Below are 18652 nucleotides of genomic sequence, written 5' to 3' on the forward strand. Positions count from 1 at the left end.
ACCGTTACGGGCAACTGGTGGGCAAATACAAACTCGTCGAGCGGCTTGCGCTGGCGGGGGCATTTTCGCGGCTGCGAAGGGGTTCGTCCAGCTGTTCGGCCGGGCCGGCATAGCCCAGGGCCAAAAAGATCACGGGCTCTAGGTTTTCGGGCAAATCAAACTGCTCGCGGGTGCGGTCCAGATCGAAGCCTCCCATGGCATGCACCGACAGGCCGAGGGCGGTAGCTTCGAGCGTAAGCGTGGCATTGGCGGCGCCCACGTCGTGCTGCGCGGTACGGTTTAGGTGGCCATTATCGTAGTGCGTTTTTACCAAAGAAAGGATGAGCACAGGGGCATGTTTGGCCCAGGCCTGGTTGGCGGGCACCAGGCACTCCAACAAGCGGTTAAAGGCTTCCGGGTCCGACTGATCGGCGTAGATATAGCGCCAGGGTTGCTCATTCATGGCGCTAAAAGCCCACGAAGCAGCTTCAAATACGCGGCTAAGTTCTCCGGCGCTTACTTGCTGGGTGCTAAAGGAGCGGGGACTCCAGCGTTGCCGAATCATGTCGCTGACGGGGTAAGTAGTGGGGGCGGTTCGCATGATCAATGTTCGAGTAGTAAAATGGAGAGGATCAGAAACGGGTCCGATCTGGGTACAAACGCTATCTCAGGGCCAGCATCCACCAACAAATCGCGGACTCTTGCGCAGTATGCCTGGATTGCTGAATTGTTAAAGCGAATACAAATGTATATACATTTAATGTACATACATAGTTTCAAGCAATATTTATTCAGCCAAGCGTATATATCTCCGACGTACAAAAGAACTTCCGATCAGGGTCAGGGGCCGCGAAACCTGCGCGAAGCCGGCCGGGCGGTGTACGGCGCGGCCTGCGTTTCCCTCCGGAATTATTACCGCTGGGGGCTTTTAGTTGTATATTTAGTAAATGCAATACGATGCTGACCCCGTCCGTCAGGGCACTGAGTAGTCGCCTTGTATGCGTTGGGGGGCTGATAACATACGCGCAGACCTCCCGCTTTTACTCCTTATCCATTTCGCATGAACATCACGTTTTTTAGCTCTAAGCCTTACGATCAGCAGTTTTTCAACGAAGCCAACGCGGAGTTCGGTCACCAGCTCCGGTTTCTGGAAGTGCCACTGAACGCCCAAACGGCCGTGCTGGCCCAGGGTGCCGGGGTTGTGTGCGTATTTGTGAACGATGTGGTGAGTGAGCCAGTGCTGCACCAACTGGCCGACAACGGCGTGCGGTTGGTAGCCCTGCGGTGCGCGGGCTATAACAACGTGGACCTCAAAGCGGCAGCAGCCCTGAGTTTGCCCGTAGTACGGGTGCCGGCCTACTCGCCCTACGCCGTGGCTGAGCACACGCTGGCGATGATTCTGACGCTCAACCGGCACACGCACCGCGCCTACAACCGTGTGCGGGAAGGCAACTTCGCCCTGACGGGTCTGATGGGCTTCGATTTGCACGGCAGCACCGTGGGCCTTATCGGGCTGGGCACTATTGGCATAGTCACGGCCCGTATTCTGAAGGGTTTTGGGTGTCGGGTGCTGGGCTATGATATCAGGCCAACCGCGGAATGCCAGGAGATAGGAGTGGAGCTTACCGACCTCGATACCCTCTACGCGCAGTCCGACATCATTTCACTGCACTGCCCGCTCACGCCCCAAACCCATCATCTGATCAACGAGGAGTCTATTGCGAAGATGAAAAGCGGGGTAATGCTCATTAACACCAGCCGGGGGCAATTATTGATGCACGGGCCGTTATCAAGGGGCTTAAATCGGAGAAGATTAAATACCTAGGACTGGATGTGTACGAAGAAGAAGGCGACCTATTCTTTGAAGACCTCTCAGGCAAGGTTATTCAGGACGACGTATTTATGCGCCTGCTCTCTTTCAATAATGTGCTCATCACTGGCCATCAAGCCTTTTTTACCACCAACGCCCTCAACGGTATTGCCCATATCACCCTGCAAAATATCACCGACTTCGAGCAAGGAAAGAGCCTGGTAAATGCCGTGCCTTTCGAAAAAAGCCCCCCAATGACCGTTTAGCGACCAGCCAGACGGTTCTGATTTCTGCTGAAAAAAGTGATAAGAGTCATCTTGAAAAATGCCATTTGTCATTGCTAAACCGCGCCACATCCAGGAGCTTTAAACGCAGTGTTTTCGGTCAACTCTTTCCGTCTCCGCCATGGAACCTTCCTTTCTGGTACTCACCGATTTGTCCCCAGGTCGCAGCGGGCTGTTTATCTGACGGCGCTTCTGGCGGCCGCCGCCAATGGTCAGGTAATCCTGCTGCATATGGAGAATATGCCGACGCTCGAACCTGAGTTGGGCTTGGTTACCATTCCGGAGCAGTATTACCGGCAAGAGCGCCGCGATACGCTGGACGCGCTGGCAGCGCTGGCCCGGCACCTGCCTGCCCCAGCCATTGTGGAGAGTGAAGCCGGGAATCTGCACGATGTGTTGGGGGAGCTAATCGGCCGGTGGCAGCCTCAGCTGCTCGTGATGGGTCTGGCCGCGGAGCATGATTTGCTCGATGAGATGCTGATGAACCAGGCTCTGCCCGCGCTGCGGCAGACTGGCCTGCCGCTCCTGCTGGTTCCGGAAGAAACTGATGTTGCCCAGGACCCCGTGCTGCCGCTGCCCCGGCTGGTGGCCGTGGCCGCCGATGGCGAAGCCTTTGAGCTAGCCGACTCTTCCCTGGCATTTCGGTCGGTGCTGGAGAGCTGGTCGGCGCAGTATTCCATTGTGCATATCGTAACGCCCCAAGACCCCTCCGATGGCGGCATCAGCAAGGCGGAGGCCGCTGTGCGCCAGAGCGGGCTGCTGCCCGCTGAGGTCAAGTGCACTACCTATCAAATTCGTTCGCAGCCGCGCAGCAAAGGCATTGTGCAGGCTGCCCTTGATATTCAGGCCGATATGGTGGTGATTCTGGCCCGGCCGCGCACCTTGCTGACCAGCATTTTCAACCTGGGAGTGTCGGCCGAAGTCGTGCGTATCAGTACGGTGCCCGTGTTGCTGCTGCCCACCACAGACCGCCCCAAATCCGCGCTCGAGTAGATTAAGTGCTGGATGAAGCTGCTGAAGCCCGCTGGGGGCTTCCGGTCATGCTACCTTGGTTTTACTGACTAACGCAATGTGATGAACAGTACGATCCTTGCCGAAACAGGGGCCATTACAAACTTCGCCTGGCGGTTTTTTCGTCATGGCTTTCGGCCCCGCTACGAGGTGCAGGAGCTGCTGTATCAGTGCTACGTTGTTGGGTATCAGTCGCTGCCGCTGGTAGGCATTACAGGATTTATCATGGGTATAGTGCTCACCCTGCAAAGCCGGCCCACCATGGCGCAGTTTGGGGCTGAGTCCTGGATTCCGACCATGGTGGGGCTGACCATTGTCCGCGAAATGGGCCCCATTATCACGGCGTTGATCTTTGCCGGCAAAATCGGCTCCAGCATCGGGGCCGAGCTGGGCTCGATGCGCGTGACTGAGCAGATTGACGCCATGGAAGTAGCTGGTACCAACCCGTTTAAGTACCTGGTGGTCACACGTGTGCTGGCCACCACGCTCATGCTACCGATACTCACCCTGCTCGCCGACGCCATTGCCCTGTACGCAGCCTATATCGGCATCAATCTGAAAGGTGTCACCACGCTGGCCCTGTTTACCAACAATATCATCTCTACACTGACCTTCGGCGATGTAGTGCCCGCGGTAATCAAAACCTTCTTTTTTGGCTTTGCCGTCGGTATAATCGGCTGCTACAAAGGCTACAACGCCAACAAGGGAACGGAGGGCGTGGGGCGGGCGGCCAACTCGGCGGTAGTCGTCTCGTCGCTCGTCATTTTTCTGCTCGATTTGCTGGCCGTTCAGATAACCAGCGCCCTGGGTCTCAACTGAGCCAGAGGTAGCCCTTTAGGTATTGTTATCACGCTTGTTATCAAGGCCATGAATAAACATCTGGCACTGAGTCTCATAAAAGGGCTGCACACGCTGATATGGCTGTTTTTCAACGTCGTTATTTTTTACTTGCTCTACGCGGCCATTACCGGCCGGCTGAACCACTGGCTTTGGCTGGGCTACGGCCTAATAGCGCTGGAAGGGCTGGTACTCCTGGGATTCAACTTCTTCTGTCCGCTGACGATATTGGCCCGGCAATACTCCGAATCGGCGGCCGATAATTTCGATATTTACCTGCCTAACTGGCTGGCCAAAAACACCAAACTCATCTATACTTCTCTGGTGCTGATTAGTGCCATGATAACAGCGTACCAGCTACTCAAATAGCTAATTGAACTCTTGTTCTTGTATTCCCATGCTTCCTGATTCTGCCCCATTGTCAGCTGCTACTGCCACCTCGCCTGCCGAGGAGGTGCTCACGGTGGAGCACGTGAGCAAGTCGTTTGGCGACAACCACGTGCTGCAGGATTTTTCGCTTACCCTGCACCGGGGCGAGAATCTGGTGGTGCTGGGCAAGTCGGGCTCTGGTAAGTCAGTGCTTATTAAGTGTATTATTGGCTTGCTGCCCGTTGATGCGGGCCGCATTACCGTGCTGGGTCAGGAGGTGGGTGCTCTGGGCCACGATGAGCTGGACCAGCTGCGAACCAAAGTGGGGTTTCTCTTCCAAAGCAACGCCCTCTACGACTCCATGACAGTGCGCGAAAACCTGCTTTTCCCTCTCCGACGCCACTGGATGGCCGACCGGCGGGGGCAGGAGGAAAGTATGGTGATGCAGGCGCTCGACGACGTGGGGCTGGTCGAAACAATCGATAAGATGCCGGCCGAGCTATCGGGTGGGCAGCGCAAGCGCATTGCTCTGGCCCGCACCCTCATCATTCCGCCCGAAATTATTCTGTACGACGAGCCCACCACGGGCCTCGACCCGATAACGGCGCGTGAAATTTCCCAGCTCATCCGCGAGGTGCAGCAGAAATACACGACCTCCTCCATCATCATCTCGCACGATATGAATTGTGTGCGCCTCACCGCCGACAGGGTAGCTCTTTTGGTGGAGGGGCGCTGCTACGCCGAGGGCACGTTTCAGGAACTGCAGCAGCTGGACGATCCAATTGTGCGCGAGTTTTTCGTCTGACGCATCCCGTTAAAAAAGCCCCCCAGCTATTAAAATCAGGTATTCAAGGCTCCCGTTTTATCATTAACCGTTAAGTAAGATGCCGCAAGCTACCGCCAGTAATAATATTCGCCTGGGCTTATTTGTGGCTGTGGGAGTGGGCTGCCTGATGGCGGTTCTGTTTCTGCTGGGGCGCAAGCAGAACCTGTTTGGGTCGTCGCTGGAGGTGATGGCCGATTTTCGTAATGTATCGGGTCTGCTGATCGGCAACAACGTGCGGTTGGCCGGCATCGACGTTGGCACCGTGCGCCGCATCCATATTCAGAACGACAGCACGGTGCGAGTAATTATGCACCTGAACCGCGATGTGCAGCCTTTTGTAAAGAAGAATGCTGTGGCTTCCATTGGTACCGATGGCTTGGTGGGGAATACGATTGTGAACCTGACTGCCGTGGCTGCGCCCGCTCCGCCCATTGAGCCCGGCGACGTGTTGCTTACTAAAAAGCCCCTGGCCGTGGCCGATATGCTCAGCACACTCGACGTGTCGAACAAAAACCTGGTGGGCATTACGCAGGATCTGCGCCAGATTACGAGCAAACTCAATAGCAGCAAGGCCCTCTGGCAGATTTTGGACGACCAGCAATTGGCTGAAAATCTGGGCGCATCGCTACGCCGCGCTGCCAGCGCGACGGCCGCTTTGCAGGCTTCCGCCGTCGATCTGCAGAATATCACCAACGACGTGCGCCAAGGACGCGGCCCGGCAGGTTACCTGCTTACCGACACAGCCTTCGCCGGCCGGATGCGCTATACCACGCGCCAGCTCGCCAACTCCTCCGACACGCTAGCCGCAACGATGGCATCTCTTAAACAGCAGGTGCAAACCAGCGGTGGTCCCCTCAATACCTTGCTGGTTGATACCGCTATGAGCCAGCAGCTGCGCCGAACACTGCAAAACGTGGAAAATGGAACCGAGGGCTTCAACCAAAGCATGGAAGCTTTGCAGCACAATTTCCTGCTGCGTGGCTACTTTCGCCGTCAGCAAAAGAAACAAGCCCAAGCCGCCACGCCTTAGAAACGGTTGGATGTAGTTTAGTCACTACCCGAACAAGGTTGAAAAAGTAGGAAGCTTTACTCAATCGGGGCTGTTGGTAAGCGCGGGCTGCGCTGGGGGGCAAATAGTTGTCGCCGTAAAGCTTCGTCGCGGCTGTATATATCGGGGTAGAACTTGAGCTCGCCCGCCACAACGGCGCACGTAGCGTAACGCACATAAAAGGGCATCGGGCGCCGAAGTGTAATGGTGCGCGGCTTGGGGGCGGCTTCGCATTCAGCTTCCGAAGGTAGTGCTACGCTGCTGCTGTCGGGGCCGAGCAGATAGGCGGCCAGTTGCATTGGGCGCTCCGTGCGCAGGCAGCCGTGCCCCAAGGCTCTGTTGGCCAACTCAAAGTCGCTGGTTTCGGAGGTGGCGTGCAGATACACGGAATAGGGGTTGGCAAAGCGAAAGATGATGTTGCCCAGCGTATTGCCGCACCCCGGATTCTGCCGAATACTATAAGGAAAGTTCTTGGCGGTCACGTGTTGCCACTTCACCGTAGCCGGATCTACGCGGCGGCCTTTGGCATCGTAGAGGGAGTAGTTGTTTTCGGCCAAAAAATCGTGCTCTGACGGATATTTGGCGTTTTCCTGCAGGTAAGGCAGTATTTCAGTGGTGGCAATACTGTGAGGCACGTGCCACTCCGGCGCCACCGTAAAGGAAGTCAGCCGGCTGCTAAGCGTGGGAGTGGGGCTTTCGGAGCGGCCCACCACGAGGCGGTGGGTTTGGCGTACACGGCCATTGTCCACTACTTCCATAGCGTAGGCGGCCAGGTTTATCAGCACGTAAGTCGAATCGGGAATGGCATCCCAGCGCCAGCGCTCCAGGGTGAGGGCTATCTGCTCCGCTCGTCGTTGCCGCGCAATAGAATCAGGGCCTTTGGGGTGCTGCCGCCACCGGACCAGTGCCTGTTGGAGCTGCTGGTACTCGCGGTGGCGGGGCTGGCAACTCAGCAGCGCCGCCGCAAAGTCGGGCGCTTCGAGGGCGCGGCTTACCCATGCAACCGGGTCAAACGGCCCTTCCACCTTTTCCAAGGGCGACGGTACAAAGGCGTGTAGCCGTCCCCGGCGCAGGTGCTTGGCAAACTGCACCAAGCCATCGGTGAGCAACACCTCAAAGCGAGCCTGCTGAGCTTGCTTGCGCACAACGGACGTGGGCCAGGTCAGCGAATCGGTGAGGGCTACTAGGGCCGGCGCATGATAGGCGCTGGGCTGCAAGCCATAGTCTTCGGCCCCGGCCAGAAACGCCAGGGCAGCGCGACCAGTGGCATTAGGCTGCTGGCTGGTGCTCCAGGCCGGCACAAAACGGCGCTTTGTGTAAAAACTGCGGGCTTCTTTTGGGTCAATTGCGGGCTGCTGATGCTGAGCCCACGCTGCTTTAGGCCGTAGCAGACCCTGAATGCGGGCGGCTAGCGCTTTCGGTGCGGTTTGGCTGACCTCCGCACTGGTATTATTGCCCCCGGTATACGCGTTCGGAGCTGGAGCTGCCCGCAGGGAGGGCGGCATCGTGAGCAGCAAGGCCAGAAACCAGCGCCGGTATATATGCATAGTCAGGGTTAGGGATGAAGCCGATAGGTAGGAGTTGGCCGAAAACTGCTGGCCTACCCTTATTTAGTAGTAGGCAACACCAGCACGGGCACCGGGCTGCGGCGCAGGATCTGGGCCGTGATACTGCGGTGAAAAAGCCCCCCAAGGAAGGTGTGCGGCCGCGCCAGCATCACGATAAGCTGGGCCTTCAGCTCCGATGCGGCGTGCAGAATGCCGTCGGCCGGCGCTTCTTCGCACACCTCGTACAGGCTATTACTGGTAAGCCTACCGAATAATCCCGTGCGTTGCACCGAAGCCAGCCCCACTTCCGCCTGCGAAGGACCAGATCCGGAGGTGACGTGCACCACCGTGGTTGTAGGCTGCAGCGCCTCAAACAGCTCACCTAATTCAAGCGAAGGCGCGCTTAGCGTAAAAGGATGCGCATCGGTGGCTACCACGATACGCTGGGGCAGCTCCGTTTCGTGGTAGCTCTCAGGCACCAGCAGCAGAGGATGATGCGCATCCTGCAGGATGGGAAGCGCACGGTTGCCCACCAGTCGGTCCAGCACATTATCGGGCTCTTCCCGCCCCAGTGCCAGCAGCAAAGGGTGGTGTTGCTGCACCACGTTGGCTAATGCCGTACTTAGCACATCAACAACTACTTCGGTATCGGTCGGAACAGGCAACGTGCTGGCCCGCTGTACCATATTCGTCATGATTTCCTGGCGGCTGGTCACCAGAATAGGCGCCGCTACCATCGATACCTCCGGTTCGAGCACCGGGTCCAGAAAAACATGCAGCAGCACCAGGCGCCCATCCAAGCGTTGGGCGAGTCGGGTGGTATACGTCAGCGCCGCCTCAGCGGAGCGCGACAAATCGGTCATAACTACGAATGTCGGTTGCATAGCCAATAGGTTTGCTTGAGCGAAGAAAGTGGAGCAGAGCAGGAGTTGACCAGGAGTTGACTGTTATTTAAAGATCGGCAATTTATTCTGCCTGTAAAATGATGATCGTCAAGGGAATAAATGACTTATCTCACGTTAGTAGAATGCTGTTTTTTGCCGGGGTTTTCCTTGTCTTTTCCTTCTGGTTTTTCCTCGTATTGCACAGCCTTAAGTGATAATTACCCTGGGTTACCAGTCAAAAAATCGCCTATATACTGATGTATATACATTAATTTTTTTTAATAAAAGCCTCCTGCTATATAACTCAATGACCAGACAATCAATTATTTACACCAAGTCACAGACACATATTGTTCGCTACGGTTGAGCTTTAACGTCCTTATAATTTCTTCTTAATATCACTTTAATAGGAGCGTTTTTGCTTTGTCTGGATTCTGGGAGGCCAGTCTAGCAACAAACCAAGAACACCTATATGAAAAAAATAGTAATTCCTACCGAGCTGACACTGTACTCCCTGAATCTGGTTAAGCACGCACTCACTCTGCTAAAAGGGGAAACCTGCGAGATTATCCTGTTGCACCATACGCCTTTACCCGACTCTATTACCGAGCTGCTGCTATTGCCGCGTGAGGCTGATAAAGCTCGCGAGCCCGATGCAGAGTTTAAGAAGGCCCTGGAGCGGCTGAAAAAATCCTACGCCCTTGAGATACATAGTATTCGCGTAGTTCATCTCTGCTGCGATACTTCCCTGACGATCAAGAATTTCGTCATCGACAATCAGATTGATCTGATAATGAGTCCCGTATCGCTGACGAACCCATCGGAGGCAATGCGTCATTTCAGCAGTCTGGTGCAGGATATTCCCTTTCCGGTTCTATACATCCCCGAGTTTTTTGAAACCACTCAGTTCCGCAAAATTGCCTTTGTGCTGGATGCGGAAGTCCGTACGAATACCCTGCCCGACAAAGCGCTGGTGGACCTGCTGTGCCGGAAGGATTACCACGTTACGTTCCTGCTGGTGTTTGCTCCCGGCACCAGCACGGTCAAGCTGAAGCAGGCGCTGGATGAGCTATATGCGGCCCCCGTGCTGCAGGGCGTCGAGTTTGCCGTGCACCTGCAGCAGCAGCGCGACCTGACGACCGGCGTGGTTTCCTTTATCGAAGAGTTTGAAGTAGACCTGGTCGTTACCTGCAAAAAGCGAAGCATGCTCGACTACCTGCGCGTAGGGCGCAGCCGCAGCGTCCGTGATAAAGCCATCAACACGAAAGTGCCTTGCCTTTCGGTCGCGTAGCGAGCGCCAATCCTTGCCCATGCATTTTTGCTAACGCTTAGTAACGAGCATTTTATGTTATTAAAGACCAAAATCCCGCTTAGCTACGTCTTTGGGAAAATACAGAAGGAAGTTCTGTTTGTATTCGTCTACGCCACGTTAATCGCGGTAGAAGATCATTTTTTTCATGTCATGTCGCTCACCTTGCCGCTGAGCGTTCCCATGGTGCTCGGCACGGTGCTTTCGCTGCTGCTGGCATTTAAGTCGAACCAGGCCTACGACCGGTGGTGGGAGGCTCGCATTGTGTGGGGGGCAATTGTGAACGACTCACGCTCCCTGATCCGCCAGGTGCTCTGCTTCACCGACGCGCCCTACGCTCCGCAGGAAGTCCACGCCTGGGTGGAGCGCTTCACAAACCGGCAAATTGCCTGGAGCTACAGCCTCGGCATGGCCCTGCGCGGTAAGATGGATGTAGAGAAAATCCGCCGCTATCTGGAGCCCGAGGAACTTGCTTTTATCACTAAACACGATAACATTCCCAACGCGTTGCTGGAGTTGCATGCCCGGGATCTGCGCTACGCCTTGAACGAGGGCTGGGTGAACAGCTACCAGCAGGTAGAACTCGATGCCACCCTAACCCGGCTGACCGATTCTATGGGCAAGTGTGAGCGGATAAAAAACACCGTTTTTCCGGTGACTTACACGCTGTACACTCACTTCTCCCTGTTCTTTTTTGTGATGTTGCTGCCCTTTGCTCTGCTGGAGATATTCGGCGTGCTGGAGGTATTGATGGTGGTAGCCATCTCATCCTCGTTTTTCCTGATCGAGAAGATGGCTATTCACCTGCAGGACCCCTTCGAAGGCAAGCCCACCGATACTCCCGTGACGGCCATTGCCCGCACCATTGAGGTGAACCTGAAGCAGATGATTGGCGACAAAAATCTGCCGAAGGAAAATGCCCCCAGGCTGATGCGTACTATGTAATGTGAGTGAGAGGCTACAAAGTGCGCTTCTCAAGCCCGCTTTCAGCCTGTACTTTTGCCCCACACGCCGTCAGATCATTATTCCGACGGCGCCGCTATGGACTAATGAATTAGTCTGCGAATTACGGGGCAAACAGAAAAGCCATGCTTACATTTCATCCGACAGGGTAAGGCTTCACGCCCGGAGAAGGAGTCCAAACCGCCAAAGCCGGAGAAGTGCAGGCCATTCGACACCCCGGACCGTAGGGCTATAAATGAGCAGATACGCGCTTCAATTGAACCAATGGACGACTACTTAGTTGTTAACGCCCTGCGGCCCGTAAAAAGGCTTAAAATCGTTTTTCCGATAGAGCACAACGCCCGGGGCGTTGTGCTAAAACTTATAGATCGAGCAGAGCTTGCCTATATCTGGATTTGAAATTAACACTGGTTCTATTGTAGAGCCTACTTCTTTTGGAGGCATAACAAGTCTAACCTCACGTTGATGTATATGACGTGGTTCCTTCATCCAATAGTTATCTAAGCTGTCCCTCGTAACTATTCGGCCCTCATAAATGCAGGATTTATGCAAATAGAGGCCATGAATGAGCTTCTTGCTATACATCATTTCTTCCGCAATAAGCGTGTGGAATTTATGGTTGTCCGCTATCTCTACACAGGTGTCAGCGCCGAACGATTTCATCACGTCCTTATTCGGCTCCTTCGTGGTACAATAAATATATACATCAGGATAATTCCTGTCGTTGTGAACGTAGTTATCCTGAATAATGACTTTGCTGAAAGTCGTGCCTTCAGAAAAGAAAACAGGGAAAACACCCGCCGGAATATCCTTGCTTGAAACATTAGCTCCTGTAAAATCAGGTAATCGTCTTTCAACTGTTAGTACTCCTTCTCCAGAATCCCCAACCTCAATATTTTCGTCTTTTCTGTAGCTGTATATTGTTCCTACTCTGATAGTGCCCGAATCAAGCATTGCGCCTGCAAACTGCGAACTGATGTATTTATAGATTTTGGGCATAACCAGTTGTTAGATTATAAAAGATAAGATTGAATCTGTCCCCGCTGGTGTCCTCCGCAAAGAAAAAACCCCTATAAGTACTTGACTTATAGGGGTTTATCTCGCATTGCTGCGGTCCGGACGGGACTTTATGATGATTAGCGGAGCTTGAAGCTGCCTGCTAATATTGCCTCTACGCGCGAATAGGATAGTTTTAAACTTCTACATTAAGCTGGTTTAAGCGACCTTATGCAGTTTCGTGCCACTGTTTTCTGCCACTGTGCGTGCTGTTTTACGAAAGGTTTCAATGAGTTCTAACTCCACCACACCAAGGTAGCGGTTGAAGCTGGACTCGGTGCGGTGGCCAGTAGCCTGCATAACCTGAGCGCGTGGCACTCCCTGGCTAATCTTGAGGGTAACGAAGGTTTTGCGACCCACTTTGCTCGTGAGCTTGAAGCGGGTGAATCCAGCTAGCCGCTGTACATGCGGCAGATAGTCGGAGAGACCGTTCACTACTGGTAAGCAGGTGGGCAGGCCCAGCGGGGCATATTTCTCCACTAGGGCCACGGGTTTAAACACGTCGTCGTCGAAGTAAGGAATGAAGCATTCCTTGCGCGTTTTGGTTGCACGTAGGCGCACTAGATCACCGTTTGCCTGAACCTGGCGTGGGCTGAGCTTGTCGGCATCTGAAATGCGCAGCCCAAAATAGCAGCACTCAAGTAGCTTATCGCGCGCCCACTCTAACATGCGTAGCCGCTCGGCTACGCGATGCGGGTCGGCCTGACTGAGACGCATGGCTTTCTTGGTGTCAGCCTGGGCCCGTAACGCTGGGTTTAAACTCTCAAAATGTTCTTGCACGTAGGCGCGGGCCGCCTCTGTGCGGAAGTCCACGGCAGCCAGGCGCAGCAACTCTTCCTGGGTAAGGGCATCGGCTCCAATGTATTGGTCGGGTGCCTCAAATTTGCGGTATTTACGATTAACCGGTAACTCATGGTCTTCAGCCCAGGCTAGAAAGGACTTGATGTGGCGCATGTGCTTGCCGAAGGTATTGACAGATGTACCCCACTCACCCTTATAGAAAAACTCACTGAACCTGCTGTACCAAGCGTGGTCGACTCCTTGAAATGTCAGAAGCTCCCCAGTCTGGTCGGTAAAGTCCGCCAGTACAGCCCTACTGTTGGCAAGGCTGTCTAGATAGGACTTACTTAGTCCCTTGCCTGTTTGGTTAGAGGTTTTGCGAGTTTGCTCACCCAACCATTGGTCATAATAGTCAAGCAGACTAGGCGGAGCTAATTCCACTTCAGGCAGCGGCAGCACCTCATGACTCTCCGCCTGCGCTTCTTCACCGATAGTGAGCAGAGCGTAGCGTCGGGCTATTTCTGCGCCCATCTGCGCTTTGTCCAAAGATAATCTGGATTCGGCTGTGGCTTTATAGGCTGCCTGCGCTGCCTGTGTATAGTAGTCTAAAACTAAATTGATCTCGGCTGCAAAGTTTCCAGTAGCGGGCTTTACTTCCTCTCGCTTACGGTTCCAATGACGTGGCTCACACTTCTCCCCTGAGCCTTTGCGCAACCGCTGGCCATCCCAGCAGAAAGTCACTTGAATAGGGGCAAAGCCTTTTTTTGTTAAGAGGTCAAGCCGAAGTTGGCGGGTGATTTCCATTAAATCACTGAACAAATATTATTCGATTTATAAGTACTCCTATATAAGATGCAGATTCTTTGAGTAGACACAGGTCTAGCGAATCCTCATTTCTGGTTGTTTTGCTCCAAAAGCAATTGAATAGTACGCTGTTTATCTGCTAGTTGCCTAGTAAGCAGGGCAATTATCTCGTTGGCCACCTCCAAATCCTTAGCACACTCTGTTTGTAATGAAGGTTGAGTAATCGGCTGTAATCCTGTGTCTTTTTTGAATTCGTCTGTGTCTGGTGAGTCTGAGACAGATGCTTCGTTTTGAACTCTGCTTGCACTTGTAATTTGAAGTACTCCCCTGCCGCCAAATCCTTTCGCCTTATACTCAGGTGTCCTTAATTGCTTATTGAGTATGTCCCATACAGTAGCTGGAACCGATTGAATACCAGTGCGTACTCTGCTTATAAGATTTTCATGGATGCCCAGCTGCCGACACATTGCTCTGTCGGACTTGATGTTGAAAGCTGATTTAACTTCATCTATTATTAGTAGGAAGTGCTTGTCCCACTCTGTTCTTTCAGCTAGGCTAGCGCTTTTTTTGCTTATTTTTTTCAATTGATTTACAACAAGTTAAGGCGAGATAATTAATATTGTGTCTAAATTTAACGCGTTGACGTGTCGAAAATTGAGATTCCTGTAGTATGTTTGTTATGCATCTCGGAAAAACCCCTAAAAGTAGACACAATTAGCTTACGAGGTGCTAAAACCGACTAAACATATGATGACTGAGAAGCAAAAGTTTTACAGGTTGTTCTCAGAGGTATGTGAGTTACTTCCTACTGGAGCCATCAATTCTGCCATAACCGCAGGCTATAATGCTAATGCTGTGCATCTGATACACGTGCGTCAGGGGCGTACAATCAATCTTCCTCATTTGGTGGCCTTAATACAATATGGGTTGCCTGAATTTAATATTCCTGTGGACCTATTGCCAGAAATAGACTTGCAGCGGGGAGGAGTTAAATGATTCTGCATCAATTTTTATCTCTCCAAATTTAATGGACGTCCTCAACGCAAAGCTGCACACATGAAACGCGACGATTTAGCCACCGTTGGTTACATGGATGAATGCTTTCGCATCATGTTGGCTCACATCGCTGCTATAGCAAAAGGTCCAGCAAAACTAGAGTCAGTTGCAGCTGAGTTGCTGACTATTGAAGATGTAATGGAGCGGCTGCAGGTTAGCCGAAGCACTGTACAACGATGGGTCAAGACTGGAAAGGTCATCAAAGTTGGAAGTAAGCGACAGCAGCTCAAATTGCCCACTTTGTGGTTTACGCCTTCGGAGCCTAGAATACCGTGGCCAGCATTGCTGGCATTTGGGCGGGGCGAATCTTATGATCTTGGCCAGTTACCCGCACCTCCGCTGCCGAAATCAATCAAGGATGTCAGCCAACAAGAACCTATGCGCATGGCCTCTCGAGAGGCATTAAAATTAGTGTAGCGACAGCTTAAGGCTGGTTCCTCTAAACGCGGCGACTAAAATTTTAATGACCCTGGGGTCAAGACGGGCGAAGTGCGCATAAGCTATTCTATAGCTGAACAGGACATTTCAACCCTATTAAATAGAAAATTATCCGAGTCCATCGAGGGCGCCTGCCAAAGCGGGAAGTCTGGCATCGAAGCCAGTCGGATAGCGGAGGACCTGCAACTGCAGTCCGGTACGTGAGGCCGCCCTGGGAAGACCCGCCCTAACTGTCTCCGTGCCATTTCACTAACCTTAACCTATTTCCATGCTTCCAACAGTAGTATCCCTTCGGGATTCCCGACTCAGACTCCACTTAAAAGTCATGCGACAAAATCAGGAGCAACAGACCCGTACGCATACCCGTGTTGGGTCGGATGGCCAGACAAAAACGGTGACCACGCGACCTAAGGTTCTCTGTGACGGCGCTAAGACTACCTGTCTGCTTTTGCTACAACGAGCCCGAGTACAGACCATTCGTATGCTGGCCACCCCACTGCATTGGGGTCAATTTATCGCAACAGATACTAATGAGTTGCCCGACGTTCCCCCCATAGAAGTTAACGGTCGTGAACTGTCGGAAAAGCGCGGTCTCACTGACAGAGCCTTGCGCAACCACATAGCACAGCTTATAAAGTCAGGTGCGATTGTGAGAAAGAAATTTCGTGGTACTCGTGCAAGCTTTCACGTGTGGATGAATCCCGAACTAATATGGGAAACACCTTTTAAAGGGGCAGGAACGGCAAAACTGGCTGACGCATGTAGCACTCAAACCCTCCCTATTTCTACTCCCAACGGTAAAAAAGTTCCGGATACTGAGGTTCTAGAAACACTTGAAACTCTTAAAATAGAAATAACCAATGTTGATAAGTTAGGAGTTGCCTTACCAACTAAAGTCGAGTCAAGAAACCCCTTACTGGAAACGGAGGCCCGCAACGGCAGGGCAACTAAACGAAAAAAAAATGGGGCAGGGGGCGCGCCGGTAACGGGCACGAATGAACTTCAACCAGTAGGTGAATTCATTCATGATCAAGTCCTGCTAAAGAAGATGAAGCTCGTCACTGAGTTCTGGGAGGCTGCTAAAGCCTTAGTTTATCCAAGTCATAGATGGAGCCCAAAGCAGGAGCGTCAGGCAAAGAACGCTATTTGGAGTGGTGTCTATCATAGTTTTAATAACTATGATAAGTGCGACTGGAAGGCCATTCAACTCGCTTTGCTGCAGCGGCTGCAATTAGTTCGAAACCACCTGCAACTGCATCCCGACCGGTATGCACCATTGCCTTATAGCCAGCACAAACCGGGTTCTGGATACTTTGATGCAGAAAATGTGCGCGGCTTTCGTGGAACGGAGGCTTGGCTCAAGAAAGTGAACAAACGCAAGCATAGTCTCAAAGTAGTGCGTGCTCTTCGCCTCGCTATCACTGAGGTAAGCCAACGCAATACTATTGACAGAACATCTGGAATCCAGATAAGAACGCATGAGCGGGTGCACACCTTATCCACGGTTCAACTCATCAGGTACCACGAAGGAATACTTATAGGGTTGGGAAATGCCAAAGCCTTAGACTGCTTCTATGCAAAAGTGGCCAATAGAGTATCCAAATCAACATTTAAAACTATTTCCCCACGATGAACTCGCTGAATACATCACATCCCATTCCCCTAAACGCACAGGGCTAACGAAGTGCTGGATAGTTTGGAATAACGGATGGAAAAAAACCTACCAATCCTACGATACGAGTGGCCGCTATGAGGTAGATGACCCGCGCGAATATGGTATTCGAGGATTAAAGAAGTTGGTCGCAAAGTGGGGCGATTCTGTTGCCCAGGCCATTATTTACGATAATAAAACGGGCCAGAAAATCGAATCATTTAACCGAGGAGTATGGATTCATAACGGAGAATAATAACAACCCTAAATGATGTAGCTGATGTGCTTTCACAAGGCTACTAACCGGTTGTAACCAGTTATAACCGGATAAGTTAATCGTAACTAAATGTGAATAAAGTTCTTAACGCCAATACCGTTCTAAACGGTTACACTACTAATTAATCTCATGCAACTACAGGAACGCGAGTGCCCTCAATGTGGCGACCCATTTACTGGCCGGGCCGACAAAAAATTCTGTTCGGATGCCTGCAAGGCTCAATATCGCCGCGATAATTTGGACGGTAAATCTGTAAATGATGAGGAAGATAAAGATGAGGAGTGGGATGCAGAAAACGATGATTGGGATGAAGATGAGGAGGAAGGAAATGTGGAATCAAACATGCCCTTGTACGGGAAGGTAAATCTTTCTGAAAGTTCACCATCATCAATAACTCGGTTGGAACAAGCCAACGAAGAAGAACGCAAGCGGCAATTTCACGCTTTAGAGGTAATTCGGCTCAAGCAGCTTAGGATTGAAGCACAGCTTAAGCAAGAAGCAGCGGAGGAAGCTGAAGAGGAGGCTGAGAAGATAAGAACCTTGCATAGCCTTTACAGTACTCTGATTAAGAAATGCCTCAAGCTGGACGGACAGGAGCTTGATGAAGAAGACTTGGAAACGTGGATAGATGAACTCGATGAGGCTAGTGAGAAGTACCTGTCCCATCCAGGCTTACGTGAGCCCGATAACAAGGCCCATAAGCGGCTAAAAGACTTATACTGGTTGCGAGATACTTTTAGTGACTTGCTAACCGAATTTCATGAGGAGGGTGAACCAGTATTTCTGGAACTGCCTCCCAAACGCAAGGCGCGTTTTCGAACCAATCGCATTGCTTGAATTCTCTACTGAGCATCAATGCTGTACGTATGGTCTTGAGTTGTTACTGCCAGAATTAGAAAAGGGTGATTTCTCATTTTGGTAGTAACAACTCAAACCAACTCTTATCCTAAGAATTGCGCTTTTAGATGTCTCATAAAACGAGCGATTTCTTAAGACAACCTGACGGCCTGTTAGGCCTTGCAAAATATTCTAAACAAGCTGGAGCATATTCTTAAGTTCCTGTCTCAATAAACAAAGTCTCACAGTAAAGGCATGTGCTGACTTTCTAAGATTTGGTTATGATTTTTGGCTACGCTCGGGTTTCTACCCAAGAACAGGAATTACACTTGCAACTCGATGCACTTCGGTCTTATGGATGCACACAGGTAGTGGAAGAAAAAGCTTCGGCCGCGAAGGACAGGCCAGCACTACGTAGTCTGGTTGAACAACTGCGCTCAGGGGATACGCTTGTGGTATGGAAATTAGACCGGCTAGGACGCTCGCTAAAGAACCTTGTCGAGCTGGTTACTGGCTTTCAGGAAAAGCAAATTCAATTTATAAGCTTGCAAGACCATTTGGATACAACTTCGGCACAAGGGCGGTTGATGTTTAATCTATTTGCCTCACTCGCTGAGTTCGAGCGCGACCTAACGCGTGAGCGAACGAATGCGGGTCTGGCTGCGGCACGGGCGCGAGGACGCCAAGGGGGACGACCACCAGGGCTAAGTAAAGAAGCACGGAGCAAAGCGGAAGCGGCCAAGACCCTTTACCTGCGTAGGGATAATAGGGTAGAGGATATTGCCAAATTGCTAGGGGTTAGTCGGGCGACTGTTTACAGGTATTTAGATTTGATGGGCGTTTCAATGGGTAGTGATAAGGTTACTATACAGCATTGATAAACATA

The 18652-nt window shown here is 52.1% G+C and carries 17 protein-coding genes and 2 pseudogenes; 12 read left to right on the forward strand and 7 right to left on the reverse strand.

Going from position 1 to position 18652, the window contains the following annotated elements:
• Positions 1-4: 4 nt before the first annotated feature.
• Positions 5-580: a nitroreductase family protein gene (locus H9L05_RS15590; RefSeq protein WP_223284493.1), complete on the reverse strand. Its 576-nt coding sequence runs from the start codon at positions 578-580 to the stop codon at positions 5-7.
• Positions 581-1039: 459 nt separating this feature from the next.
• Here H9L05_RS15590 and H9L05_RS15595 point away from each other — a divergent pair.
• From H9L05_RS15595 to H9L05_RS15620, 6 genes and pseudogenes are all read left to right on the forward strand, one after another.
• Positions 1040-2055, forward strand: a pseudogene (locus tag H9L05_RS15595) (2-hydroxyacid dehydrogenase).
• A 108-nt stretch (positions 2056-2163) separates the two neighbouring features.
• On the forward strand, positions 2164-3066 hold the full coding sequence (locus H9L05_RS15600; protein WP_187731718.1) for a universal stress protein: 903 nt from the start codon (positions 2164-2166) through the stop codon (positions 3064-3066).
• A gap of 81 nt (positions 3067-3147) precedes the next feature.
• Complete coding sequence (locus H9L05_RS15605; protein WP_187731719.1) at positions 3148-3903, forward strand: MlaE family ABC transporter permease; 756 nt, start codon at positions 3148-3150, stop codon at positions 3901-3903.
• 48 nt (positions 3904-3951) lie between these two features.
• Positions 3952-4290 carry a hypothetical protein gene (locus tag H9L05_RS15610; RefSeq protein ID WP_187731720.1) on the forward strand — a complete coding sequence of 113 codons (339 nt, stop codon included), beginning with the start codon at positions 3952-3954 and terminating at the stop codon, positions 4288-4290.
• Between the two features lie 28 nt (positions 4291-4318).
• Complete coding sequence (locus tag H9L05_RS15615) at positions 4319-5095, forward strand: ABC transporter ATP-binding protein (protein WP_187731721.1); 777 nt, start codon at positions 4319-4321, stop codon at positions 5093-5095.
• A 79-nt stretch (positions 5096-5174) separates the two neighbouring features.
• Positions 5175-6146 carry an MlaD family protein gene (locus H9L05_RS15620; protein ID WP_187731722.1) on the forward strand — a complete coding sequence of 324 codons (972 nt, stop codon included), beginning with the start codon at positions 5175-5177 and terminating at the stop codon, positions 6144-6146.
• Positions 6147-6202: 56 nt separating this feature from the next.
• Here the strand turns inward: H9L05_RS15620 and H9L05_RS15625 are convergent, their stop codons facing one another.
• On the reverse strand, positions 6203-7711 hold the full coding sequence (locus H9L05_RS15625) for a L,D-transpeptidase scaffold domain-containing protein (RefSeq protein ID WP_187731723.1): 1509 nt from the start codon (positions 7709-7711) through the stop codon (positions 6203-6205).
• A gap of 59 nt (positions 7712-7770) precedes the next feature.
• Entirely contained in the window at positions 7771-8595 is an 825-nt protein-coding gene (locus H9L05_RS15630; RefSeq protein WP_187731724.1) for a universal stress protein, read from the reverse strand.
• A gap of 472 nt (positions 8596-9067) precedes the next feature.
• Here H9L05_RS15630 and H9L05_RS15635 point away from each other — a divergent pair, with 472 nt between their 5' ends.
• Positions 9068-9886 (forward strand): universal stress protein, encoded by an 819-nt coding sequence (locus H9L05_RS15635; RefSeq protein WP_187731725.1) that lies wholly within the window; start codon positions 9068-9070, stop codon positions 9884-9886.
• A 54-nt stretch (positions 9887-9940) separates the two neighbouring features.
• Positions 9941-10849 (forward strand): bestrophin family protein, encoded by a 909-nt coding sequence (locus tag H9L05_RS15640; RefSeq protein WP_187731726.1) that lies wholly within the window; start codon positions 9941-9943, stop codon positions 10847-10849.
• Between the two features lie 372 nt (positions 10850-11221).
• Here H9L05_RS15640 and H9L05_RS15645 read toward each other — a convergent pair whose 3' ends face one another.
• The 4 genes and pseudogenes from H9L05_RS15645 to H9L05_RS15655 all read right to left on the reverse strand — a co-directional run bounded on the left by H9L05_RS15645 (position 11222) and on the right by H9L05_RS15655 (position 14091).
• A complete protein-coding gene (locus H9L05_RS15645; RefSeq protein WP_187731727.1) occupies positions 11222-11866 on the reverse strand; it encodes a hypothetical protein in 645 nt (214 codons plus the stop codon).
• 216 nt (positions 11867-12082) lie between these two features.
• Positions 12083-13249 (reverse strand): phage integrase SAM-like domain-containing protein, encoded by a 1167-nt coding sequence (locus H9L05_RS15650; RefSeq protein WP_187731728.1) that lies wholly within the window; start codon positions 13247-13249, stop codon positions 12083-12085.
• A 39-nt stretch (positions 13250-13288) separates the two neighbouring features.
• Positions 13289-13507, reverse strand: a pseudogene (locus H9L05_RS26985) (Arm DNA-binding domain-containing protein); the annotation flags it as partial.
• Between the two features lie 86 nt (positions 13508-13593).
• The gene (locus tag H9L05_RS15655) at positions 13594-14091 is read right to left on the reverse strand and encodes a hypothetical protein (RefSeq protein ID WP_187731729.1); all 498 of its coding nucleotides are present in this window, start codon (positions 14089-14091) and stop codon (positions 13594-13596) included.
• A gap of 472 nt (positions 14092-14563) precedes the next feature.
• On the opposite strand from H9L05_RS15655, the gene H9L05_RS15660 reads away from it, so the two are divergent.
• From H9L05_RS15660 to H9L05_RS15675, 4 genes are all read left to right on the forward strand, one after another.
• A complete protein-coding gene (locus H9L05_RS15660; RefSeq protein ID WP_187731730.1) occupies positions 14564-14980 on the forward strand; it encodes a helix-turn-helix domain-containing protein in 417 nt (138 codons plus the stop codon).
• A gap of 502 nt (positions 14981-15482) precedes the next feature.
• Entirely contained in the window at positions 15483-16634 is a 1152-nt protein-coding gene (locus tag H9L05_RS15665) for a hypothetical protein (RefSeq protein WP_187731731.1), read from the forward strand.
• Between the two features lie 424 nt (positions 16635-17058).
• Positions 17059-17766: a hypothetical protein gene (locus H9L05_RS15670; protein ID WP_187731732.1), complete on the forward strand. Its 708-nt coding sequence runs from the start codon at positions 17059-17061 to the stop codon at positions 17764-17766.
• A gap of 281 nt (positions 17767-18047) precedes the next feature.
• Positions 18048-18644, forward strand: coding sequence for a recombinase family protein (locus tag H9L05_RS15675; protein ID WP_187731733.1), 597 nt, complete (start codon positions 18048-18050; stop codon positions 18642-18644).
• Positions 18645-18652: the final 8 nt, after the last annotated feature.

This window comes from Hymenobacter qilianensis, from assembly GCF_014489555.1.
GTDB classification, from domain to species: Bacteria; Bacteroidota; Bacteroidia; order Cytophagales; family Hymenobacteraceae; genus Hymenobacter; species Hymenobacter qilianensis.

Coding starts and splice junctions, on each gene's coding strand:
- H9L05_RS15620 (WP_187731722.1), top strand. CDS start 5,175: ATGCCGCAAGCTACCGCCAGTAATAATATTCGCCTGGGCTTATTTGTG.
- H9L05_RS15635 (WP_187731725.1), top strand. CDS start 9,068: ATGAAAAAAATAGTAATTCCTACCGAGCTGACACTGTACTCCCTGAAT.
- H9L05_RS15645 (WP_187731727.1), bottom strand. CDS start 11,866: ATGCCCAAAATCTATAAATACATCAGTTCGCAGTTTGCAGGCGCAATG.
- H9L05_RS15640 (WP_187731726.1), top strand. CDS start 9,941: ATGTTATTAAAGACCAAAATCCCGCTTAGCTACGTCTTTGGGAAAATA.
- H9L05_RS15590 (WP_223284493.1), bottom strand. CDS start 580: ATGCGAACCGCCCCCACTACTTACCCCGTCAGCGACATGATTCGGCAA.
- H9L05_RS15670 (WP_187731732.1), top strand. CDS start 17,059: ATGCAACTACAGGAACGCGAGTGCCCTCAATGTGGCGACCCATTTACT.
- H9L05_RS15630 (WP_187731724.1), bottom strand. CDS start 8,595: ATGCAACCGACATTCGTAGTTATGACCGATTTGTCGCGCTCCGCTGAG.
- H9L05_RS15675 (WP_187731733.1), top strand. CDS start 18,048: ATGATTTTTGGCTACGCTCGGGTTTCTACCCAAGAACAGGAATTACAC.
- H9L05_RS15660 (WP_187731730.1), top strand. CDS start 14,564: ATGAAACGCGACGATTTAGCCACCGTTGGTTACATGGATGAATGCTTT.
- H9L05_RS15625 (WP_187731723.1), bottom strand. CDS start 7,711: ATGCATATATACCGGCGCTGGTTTCTGGCCTTGCTGCTCACGATGCCG.
- H9L05_RS15605 (WP_187731719.1), top strand. CDS start 3,148: ATGAACAGTACGATCCTTGCCGAAACAGGGGCCATTACAAACTTCGCC.
- H9L05_RS15665 (WP_187731731.1), top strand. CDS start 15,483: ATGCTGGCCACCCCACTGCATTGGGGTCAATTTATCGCAACAGATACT.
- H9L05_RS15610 (WP_187731720.1), top strand. CDS start 3,952: ATGAATAAACATCTGGCACTGAGTCTCATAAAAGGGCTGCACACGCTG.
- H9L05_RS15615 (WP_187731721.1), top strand. CDS start 4,319: ATGCTTCCTGATTCTGCCCCATTGTCAGCTGCTACTGCCACCTCGCCT.